Raw genomic sequence first — 7,094 nt, 5'->3', positions numbered from 1 at the left:
TCGCGACACGTTTAAATATTCTCTGATCCGCGCCGTCTGGCCTCTTGTGATGGCCGGGCGTCGCTCCATATCTGGTGGGTCGGGTGCGAGGCTCCGCCCGGCTGCCGCAAGCGCGAACACGCGCGCCCAGGGCTTCCTCCTCTGACGGAAGCAATACATGCGCTCATTTCTTGCAGTTGTCGTCGCCGGTTCGCTGGCGGCCCCCGCCGTGGCGGACGAAACCGAGGGACTTATCCTGAGTTTCGACCGGGTCGATCGAATTCTTGTCATGACGGACCTGACGGTCTGGGAATTGCCTGAGACGGTCGAAACCCCGGCGGACCTTGGGCGGGGCGACCGCATCCAGATCGAATACGCCACCGCCGGTGAAGACGGCCTGACCGTCATCACCGCGATCGACCGGCTGGCCGTGGCTGTCGTGAAGGATGCGGACGGCTGAGGCCGATTTTGACCCGTGCGCAGATTTTCCGCCGGCCATGGGGCAAGCCCCGGCGGGGGAACGGCGGTGCCGGATATGGTGCAGAGTGAATGCCCAGGCTTGAGACGGTCGAAGCGCTGTTGGTGCGCCGCCCCGGTCGGCGTTTGTCGGAGGTGCTGCGCGATCTCGATGCCGGCGAGGGGCCGCGCATTTCGGTCGGGGATATCGTAAGCGCCCTGCGCGACCGGAGTTTCGCGCCGCTGATGGTCATCTTTGCGGCGCCGAACGTGTTGTTGTTCATCCCTGGTTCGTCGGTCTTTACCGCCGTGCCCCTGATGTTTCTGGGACTTCAGCTGGTTCTCGGGCGTCCTGACGTGTGGCTGCCGCGATTCGTGGCCGACCGTTCGATCGAGCGGGCCGCGTTTGGCCGCATCGTCGCGGTATCGGTTCCCTATGTCGAACGGATCGAACGCCTTGCCAAACCCCGGTGGTGGCCGACCTCGTACCTTGTTGCGGAACGGGTGATCGGGGTTGCGACGCTGGCTTTGTCGGTGTTCCTGTTCCTGCCCATTCCGTTCGCCAACGGGCTGCCCGCGCTGTCGATCATCATGCTGGCGCTGGGTCTGAGCGAACGCGACGGCTATTGGTTCATGTGCGGTTTGCTGTTGAGCGCGGTTACAAGCGCCTTTGTGGTGGGGATCGTTTCGGTTGGTGCGCTGGCGGTTCTGGGGCTTGTCATGTGAGGCTGGTGCCTGATGCGGCATTTCCCGGATGGGTCATCCGATCAGCCAGGGCATCATGACCGTTGCCAGGCTGAGAACGAAGAAGAACCCCGCCATATCGGTTATCGTGGTCAGCAGCGGCCCGCTGGCAACGGCCGGATCCTGCCCGATGCGTTTGAGAAGCAAAGGCACGACACCGCCGATCGAGACGGCCAGCATCGTGTTCAGCGCCAGCGCCAGGCCTATGACCAGCCCCAGCGCAGGGACGCCCTTCCAGATCCAGGCAACGATGCCGATGAGGACGCCAAGGGCGATGCCGTTGATGACGCCCACCGATATTTCCTTGAGCCAGACCCGGAAAACGTCGATCGGCCTGATCAGGCCAAGGCTCAGCTCGCGCATGGTGACGGCGACGGCCTGATTGCCGGAACAGCCGCTCATGTCGGACACCATCGGCAGAAAGACCGCCAGTGCGATGACGGCTGCCAGAGTCGATTCATAGGCGGCGATGACGCTGGCCGCGATGATGTTGAGCACGATGTTGGCCGAGAGCCATGCCAGCCTGCGCCGGGATCTGAGCCATACGGGCATCGAGCGCAGCTCGTCTCCGACGACGCCCTGACGTTTGAGGCTTTCGGTCTCGGCGCGTTCCAGCATCGCCTCTGCCACGGCAGAGCGGGACACCACGCCGACCAGCGTGCCGTTTTCGTCGACCGCAGGCAGGCCGAGAAAGGAATGCAGGTCGAACAGGTCTTCCAGAACATCGAGCCGGGTTTCGACCGAAACTGATATCGGCGGGATCATGATGGATTGCAGCGTGGCGCTGCGTTTGGCAGTCAACAGGCCGCGCAATGACACGACGCCGGTCAGTTTGCCGTTGGCATCGGTGACATAGGGGTGCTGGCCGCGATAGCGTTCGAACTCGTCTTCTGCGGCGACGATATCGCGAAGGACCTTGCCCACCGTGTCGGCCTCGAGAAAGCAGAAGGCCTCGGCCATCATCAGGCCACCGGCGGTATCGTCTTCGTATTCCGCAAGGCGGCGTATGTCGGCGGCGTCGTCTTCGTCCAGCTCGGACAGGATCGCTTCGGCGTCTTCGGTATCGAGCTCGCCGATCACATCGGCCTGAATATCGCTGTCGAGAACGTCGAGAATTTCGGCCGCGCGTTCGGGTTCAAGGCTTTCGACGAGATCGACCGCCAGCTCGTTCGGTGCCTGCTCGACGAGCTCGGCCGCAAGCTCGACCGGAACAAGCGTGAGGACGCTGTGGCGGATTTCGCTTGGCAGCAAAAGCAATTCACGCAGCCCCTCACTGCGAGATCGCTGACGCAGCAAATCAGTCACCAGATCGGTATCGCCGTTCGCTGCGGCAGCTCCAATGTCGGGGCCAAGCGCTTGGTCGGGAGTTTCCAGTTCGTCCGTTTCCATGTCGGGTACTTTGTGTTTATTGGATAGATCGGCGCGAACTCAGGATACGGGGCGGCAGCCCGCCCCGCAATTATTCAGGCATAGCTTCGCCTGTGGCGGGCCGTCAAAAGTTCGGCTATCGCAACCGATACGATGGCAACCCCGGCAATGCCGGCATTGGTCGTTGCAACGGTCATGTCCGCAAAGCCGAAGATCCATGGGTCGATCACGGTTATGATGCCCAAGGCCATGCCAAGGCCGATGCGGACCCAGTGGTGGTATCGGGTGTTCAAACCGGCGACGACAAGGGCAAGAAAGCCCATGGACATCGTCGCGAGCGTGGCCTGATCGGATGTCCCGGCAGACAGGCTGGCCGCGTTGAACAGGACGAACGGGGACAACAGCAACCAGATGCCTGCGGCCGTCAGGAACTGACCAAGAAAATGAGTTGTTTGGCGCATGGGGTGATCACTCCACCGATCCGGCGTTACAGGTTGGTTTTTGGATCGGGCAGGATTTCGGCACCGATCGCCGCCAGGAATTCTTCGTCGTTGATGAATCCATCCTCATCCAGGTCGATCTCTCCGAACAGCTCTTCGGTGACATCGGGATAGAACGTTTGCAGTTCCGCAAAAGAGGCCATGCCATCGCCATCGGTGTCAATTTCCGCTGGCATTGCGAAGCCTGACGTTGCCATCAGCGCCGCGAGCAAGGCGCCAATCGAAACTCGGCCCATTGTATTCTCCATGTGCTGGGACGCCCCAAGATGACGATCCCCGGTAAAGTCCAAGTCGGTAGCGAGGGTTTCGGTGCGGGAGTCAGCCTGTCGGCATGAGCACCCGACACCGTCACGGCGGAACCAAGTTGATCCAGTGGCAGAAGGTATGGATCGCGTTCCGGAGATGTGACGGCCCCCAACCGCTACGGTGCATATATGGCTGCTGCGCATCCCTTTGAAAAACGAATTTATATTGACGCATCTATCGGATAGGCAAATAGATAGGGAATGGATATCGAGTTGGCGCGCACCTTTCTGGCGGTAGTCGAGACCGGCAGTTTCTTTGATGCTGCCAACAAGGTTCATGTGACGCAATCGACCGTGAGCATGCGCATTCGATCATTGGAAGATCAGCTTGGCCGACCGGTCTTTGACCGCGGCAAATCCGGTGCGACACTGACCCCTGCCGGGCGACGGTTTCAGAGGCATGCACAGACGCTGGTTCGGACCTGGTCACAGGCGCGGCTTGACGCTTCGCTTCCCGAGGCGTTCGACATGTCGCTGGAAATCGGTGCGGTTCCGAGCCTTTGGCACAAGCTGCTGGTCGGGGCGCTGCCGGTGTTGATGAAGCGGTTTCCCAACGTTGCGATCAACGCGATCTCGGAACGGTCCGAGACACTTGCGCGGCAGATCGAGGATGGCAGCCTGGATCTTGCCGTGACCTATCGACCACGAAACAACGCCGAACTGAACGCCATTCAGCTTTTCGAGGACGAGTTCGTTCTGGTCAGCAGCAATCCCGATCCAACAGCGGACCCGTTGGGCGATGGGTACGTGCTGATCGACTGGGGGCCGGAATTCCGCGCCGATCACCTGTTGAACTTTCCCCACCTGTCAAAGCCCGCCTTGCAACTGGGCATCGGGACGCTTGGGCTGGAATACCTCAAGACAGTGCCGGCATCTGGGTATTTCCCGCATCACGTGGTGGCCCCGGAAATTGCGCAGGGGTGGTTGCGGCTGGTAGAGGACATGCCCCGGTTCGGCTATGCCTCTTACGCGCTCACCAGCGAAACCGACGGCATTCCCGCCGAGGCGGCGCGTCTGCTTCAGAGTTTTGCGAAGTCGCAAATCTAAAGGTGACGCAGAGTGCACCAATCCATTTCGCGGGCGCTTGGGCCTGACGGATTGATGCGCTGTCAGATCGGATCGAACCAGACCGGGCAGGCATATCGGCGGGTCAATTCGGTGCCTGCAGGAATCGCCTGTGTGGCGCGCAGCGTGACAGTCCAACCGATGCGGCGTTCGAAAGCGGCTGCCGTTTGCGTGTTTGGACTATCCGCGTGGTTGACCAGAGTGGACAGGCCGAGCACCAGAAGCCCGCCTTTGGCATCGCCGGGATGAGCGAAGTGGTAATCATCCAGCGACGTCTGGGCGATGGTGTCAACGGTATGCGCGTCGAGTTCCAGCGCCGGGGCTTTTTCCAGAACCTCGCCAGCCATCAGCGGGGCCGCCGCGAAAACGCCCAGCCCCTTTCCCGGCACGGGCCGGATGGACAGCTTTGACATCGTCACGACTCCAATGCCTTGGTGTAAATCGCCTTGCCGTCCCCCTTGCGGTAGAAGTCGGTCAGTTCGGCGGCCAGCTGATAGTTCTGCCGCAGATAGAAGGCGCGGGTTGCCGCGTAGGCCGGGCTGGAGGAGGTGTCGATATAGACCCGCCGCCCGCCAGCATGCGAGATGGCGGCTTCGACCCGGTGCAGGAGTTCGGCACCCAGGCCCTGGCCCTGAAGTTCAGGCGACACCGCGATCCAGTAGAGATCCCAGCTTGTGTCCGATCCGGGGATCTGACCGTAACAGGCGTATCCTTCCAGACGGTCGCCCCTGGACGCCAGAATGAAGTGATAGCCGGAAGCCAGCCCGCGTTCGATCCGTTCCTGCGCAAGTTCTTCGGCAATCGCAATCTCTTCGGCGGAGAACCGTTCGGTCGTGGCGACCAGCGCGCGGATTTTTTCCGGGTCTTCGGGCCGGACGGCGCTGCGCCACTGTCGGCGCGTGGCCTCTGACATGGGCCGTTGCGGTACCTTTGGTGCGCGCCGCGCGGTTTCCAGACCGCTTGCGAAACCTTCGAAAAAGGCGCGGGCATTGGCGCCCAGCGTGCGGATGCGATAACCGCCTTCCTGCACCAGAACGGTGGGGTATCCGGAGGTGGCGATCCGCGCGCCGATGCGGCGGAAATCCTCGGGCCGGTTCGACCATGTGCCGGTGGGGTCGCCGCGCCCGGTGTCGAAGCCGAGCGAAAGGACAAGGTATTCCGGTGCAAACGCCCCGATACGGTTCAGCGCGCGTTCCAGCGCCGCAAGATAGTCGGCGGGTGAAACGGTTTCGGGCAGCGGTATGTTAAGATTGTATCCCGCGCCCGGGCCGCGCCCGGTTTCGTCGCGAAAGCCGGTGAAATAGGGATAGGCAAAGCTGGGATCGCCGTGGATCGACACGGTCAGGACATCGGCATGGTCATAGAAGATATCTTGCTGGCCGTTGCCGTGGTGATAGTCGATGTCGAGGATGGCGACCTTGCCGTAGCGGGACAGGAAATTGGCCACGATGGCGCCGTTGCAAAGATAGCAGAAGCCGCCAAATGTCTTGCGCTCGGCATGGTGGCCCGGCGGGCGCACCAGCGCATAGGCCGCGGGCGAGCCGGACAGAACCGCCTCGGCCGCCGTCAGCGCGCAGTCTACGGCGCGGCGTGCGGCGGGCCAGGCGTTGCGGTTGATCGGCGTGAAGGTGTCGATGCACCAGTATCCTGCAAGTACCGAACGTTCCTTTGGCGGGCGCGTGGCGTTGCGCACCGGGAAGACGTAGGGATAGACCGAGGTTTTTTCCGGCGCCTCGGCGCAGGCGCTTTTGAGATAGGCGACAAGCCCGGCGTCGTGCACCCCCCGTATCCAGCGGTCGGGAAAGTGCTGGGCTTCATGGCGCACGAACAGGCCCGTTGCGTCGAGATCGTCGAGAATGGTCTGAATGCGGACCGGGCTTTCCACATAGCCGCGTTCGCGCACATGGTGGATGTCGTGGCGGTCGTTGACGATCAGCGGAATGGATCGGCGCAGGTCCGGCGGCGTTCGGGCTGAGATGGTCTTGCCATAGTGTGCGGGGCGGAGGGCAAAGCGACCGTCCTCGATCGAGGTGACCACATGTTCGATGTACTCGGGCGGGCACAGGCTGCCGTATTTCCGTTCGAGGATCGCGCGCACGATGTCTTGCAGTTGCGTTGCGTCCGGAAGATCGTGACGCCCAAGCCCGTCAAAGACCAGATGCGGCATGTCGGTGTCGTTTGGCGAAAGCGGGGTTTCATAGCCTGTGCCGGTGATCGGGCGCGCGCCGAAGCGTTCGTAGAATTTCAGCCGCGCGGCGTTCTGTTCGCGGATTTCCGGATCGGGGCTGAGGTCGGGGTCATCCGGGAGGCATTCGAAATAGAGACCCTTTGCACCAAGCGCCGCTGCTTCGAGCCGCACGCGTTCGTACAGCGCGCCGCCCGCGCCGCGCCCGGGTTTTGCCCCGGGTGACGTGGCGAGCATGTCGAGAAAGGCAAAAGCAAGCTCGGGATCATAGAGCATGACGGCGGCGGCGCGAACGTGTGACCGGGCGTCTTCGGCCACAAGCAGTTCCGCGACGAACCTGTGGGTATAGGGATCTTCGAGCCGGTCGGGCAATGCGTCGATGTCGCCGGGCGCCATGCCCGGGAACTGCGCGCGCAGGATTGCCTGCGCCTCGGTGACGGCGGTCCGGTTGCTGGGGGCCCGTGCGTCGGGAACCTTTCTGATCCGGAACAT

The 7,094-nt window shown here is 62.3% G+C and carries 8 protein-coding genes; 3 read left to right on the top strand and 5 right to left on the bottom strand.

The genetic code is table 11. The features are described 5' to 3' along the window. Nucleotides 1-157 precede the first annotated feature (157 nt). Together AC2FNB_RS13505 and AC2FNB_RS13500 are read left to right on the top strand one after the other, a co-directional pair. A complete protein-coding gene (locus AC2FNB_RS13505; protein ID WP_496747139.1) occupies nucleotides 158-439 on the top strand; it encodes a hypothetical protein in 282 nt (93 codons plus the stop codon). Nucleotides 440-528: 89 nt separating this feature from the next. Beyond that, nucleotides 529-1,161 (top strand): exopolysaccharide biosynthesis protein, encoded by a 633-nt coding sequence (locus AC2FNB_RS13500; RefSeq protein ID WP_496747137.1) that lies wholly within the window; start codon nucleotides 529-531, stop codon nucleotides 1,159-1,161. Nucleotides 1,162-1,194: 33 nt separating this feature from the next. Here AC2FNB_RS13500 and mgtE read toward each other — a convergent pair whose 3' ends face one another. The 3 genes from mgtE to AC2FNB_RS13485 form a co-directional block, all read right to left on the bottom strand. Beyond that, the gene (gene mgtE, locus AC2FNB_RS13495) at nucleotides 1,195-2,568 is read right to left on the bottom strand and encodes a magnesium transporter (protein WP_496747136.1); all 1,374 of its coding nucleotides are present in this window, start codon (nucleotides 2,566-2,568) and stop codon (nucleotides 1,195-1,197) included. Between the two features lie 74 nt (nucleotides 2,569-2,642). Next, nucleotides 2,643-3,008, bottom strand: coding sequence for an SPW repeat protein (locus tag AC2FNB_RS13490; RefSeq protein ID WP_480749029.1), 366 nt, complete (start codon nucleotides 3,006-3,008; stop codon nucleotides 2,643-2,645). Between the two features lie 26 nt (nucleotides 3,009-3,034). Next, complete coding sequence (locus AC2FNB_RS13485) at nucleotides 3,035-3,283, bottom strand: EF-hand domain-containing protein (RefSeq protein WP_480749028.1); 249 nt, start codon at nucleotides 3,281-3,283, stop codon at nucleotides 3,035-3,037. Nucleotides 3,284-3,553: 270 nt separating this feature from the next. On the opposite strand from AC2FNB_RS13485, the gene AC2FNB_RS13480 reads away from it, so the two are divergent. Beyond that, nucleotides 3,554-4,399 carry a LysR family transcriptional regulator gene (locus tag AC2FNB_RS13480; RefSeq protein ID WP_480749027.1) on the top strand — a complete coding sequence of 282 codons (846 nt, stop codon included), beginning with the start codon at nucleotides 3,554-3,556 and terminating at the stop codon, nucleotides 4,397-4,399. Between the two features lie 62 nt (nucleotides 4,400-4,461). On the opposite strand, the gene AC2FNB_RS13475 is transcribed toward AC2FNB_RS13480, so the two are convergent. Next, nucleotides 4,462-4,830, bottom strand: a complete 369-nt coding sequence (locus AC2FNB_RS13475; protein WP_480749026.1) for an SET domain-containing protein-lysine N-methyltransferase — start codon at nucleotides 4,828-4,830, stop codon at nucleotides 4,462-4,464. Between the two features lie 2 nt (nucleotides 4,831-4,832). Next, complete coding sequence (locus AC2FNB_RS13470; RefSeq protein WP_496747133.1) at nucleotides 4,833-7,094, bottom strand: GNAT family N-acetyltransferase; 2,262 nt, start codon at nucleotides 7,092-7,094, stop codon at nucleotides 4,833-4,835.

The sequence above is a fragment of the Ruegeria sp. BHSB058 genome (assembly GCF_059613285.1).
This window is presented reverse-complemented; position numbering and strand designations above follow the sequence as displayed.

Excerpts from the sequence above, each read along its gene's own strand:
- AC2FNB_RS13505 (WP_496747139.1), top strand. The coding sequence starts at position 158 with ATGCGCTCATTTCTTGCAGTTGTCGTCGCCGGTTCGCTGGCGGCCCCC.
- AC2FNB_RS13500 (WP_496747137.1), top strand. The coding sequence starts at position 529 with ATGCCCAGGCTTGAGACGGTCGAAGCGCTGTTGGTGCGCCGCCCCGGT.
- mgtE (WP_496747136.1), bottom strand. The coding sequence starts at position 2,568 with ATGGAAACGGACGAACTGGAAACTCCCGACCAAGCGCTTGGCCCCGAC.
- AC2FNB_RS13490 (WP_480749029.1), bottom strand. The coding sequence starts at position 3,008 with ATGCGCCAAACAACTCATTTTCTTGGTCAGTTCCTGACGGCCGCAGGC.
- AC2FNB_RS13485 (WP_480749028.1), bottom strand. The coding sequence starts at position 3,283 with ATGGGCCGAGTTTCGATTGGCGCCTTGCTCGCGGCGCTGATGGCAACG.
- AC2FNB_RS13480 (WP_480749027.1), top strand. The coding sequence starts at position 3,554 with ATGGATATCGAGTTGGCGCGCACCTTTCTGGCGGTAGTCGAGACCGGC.
- AC2FNB_RS13475 (WP_480749026.1), bottom strand. The coding sequence starts at position 4,830 with ATGTCAAAGCTGTCCATCCGGCCCGTGCCGGGAAAGGGGCTGGGCGTT.
- AC2FNB_RS13470 (WP_496747133.1), bottom strand. The coding sequence starts at position 7,094 with ATGTTCCGGATCAGAAAGGTTCCCGACGCACGGGCCCCCAGCAACCGG.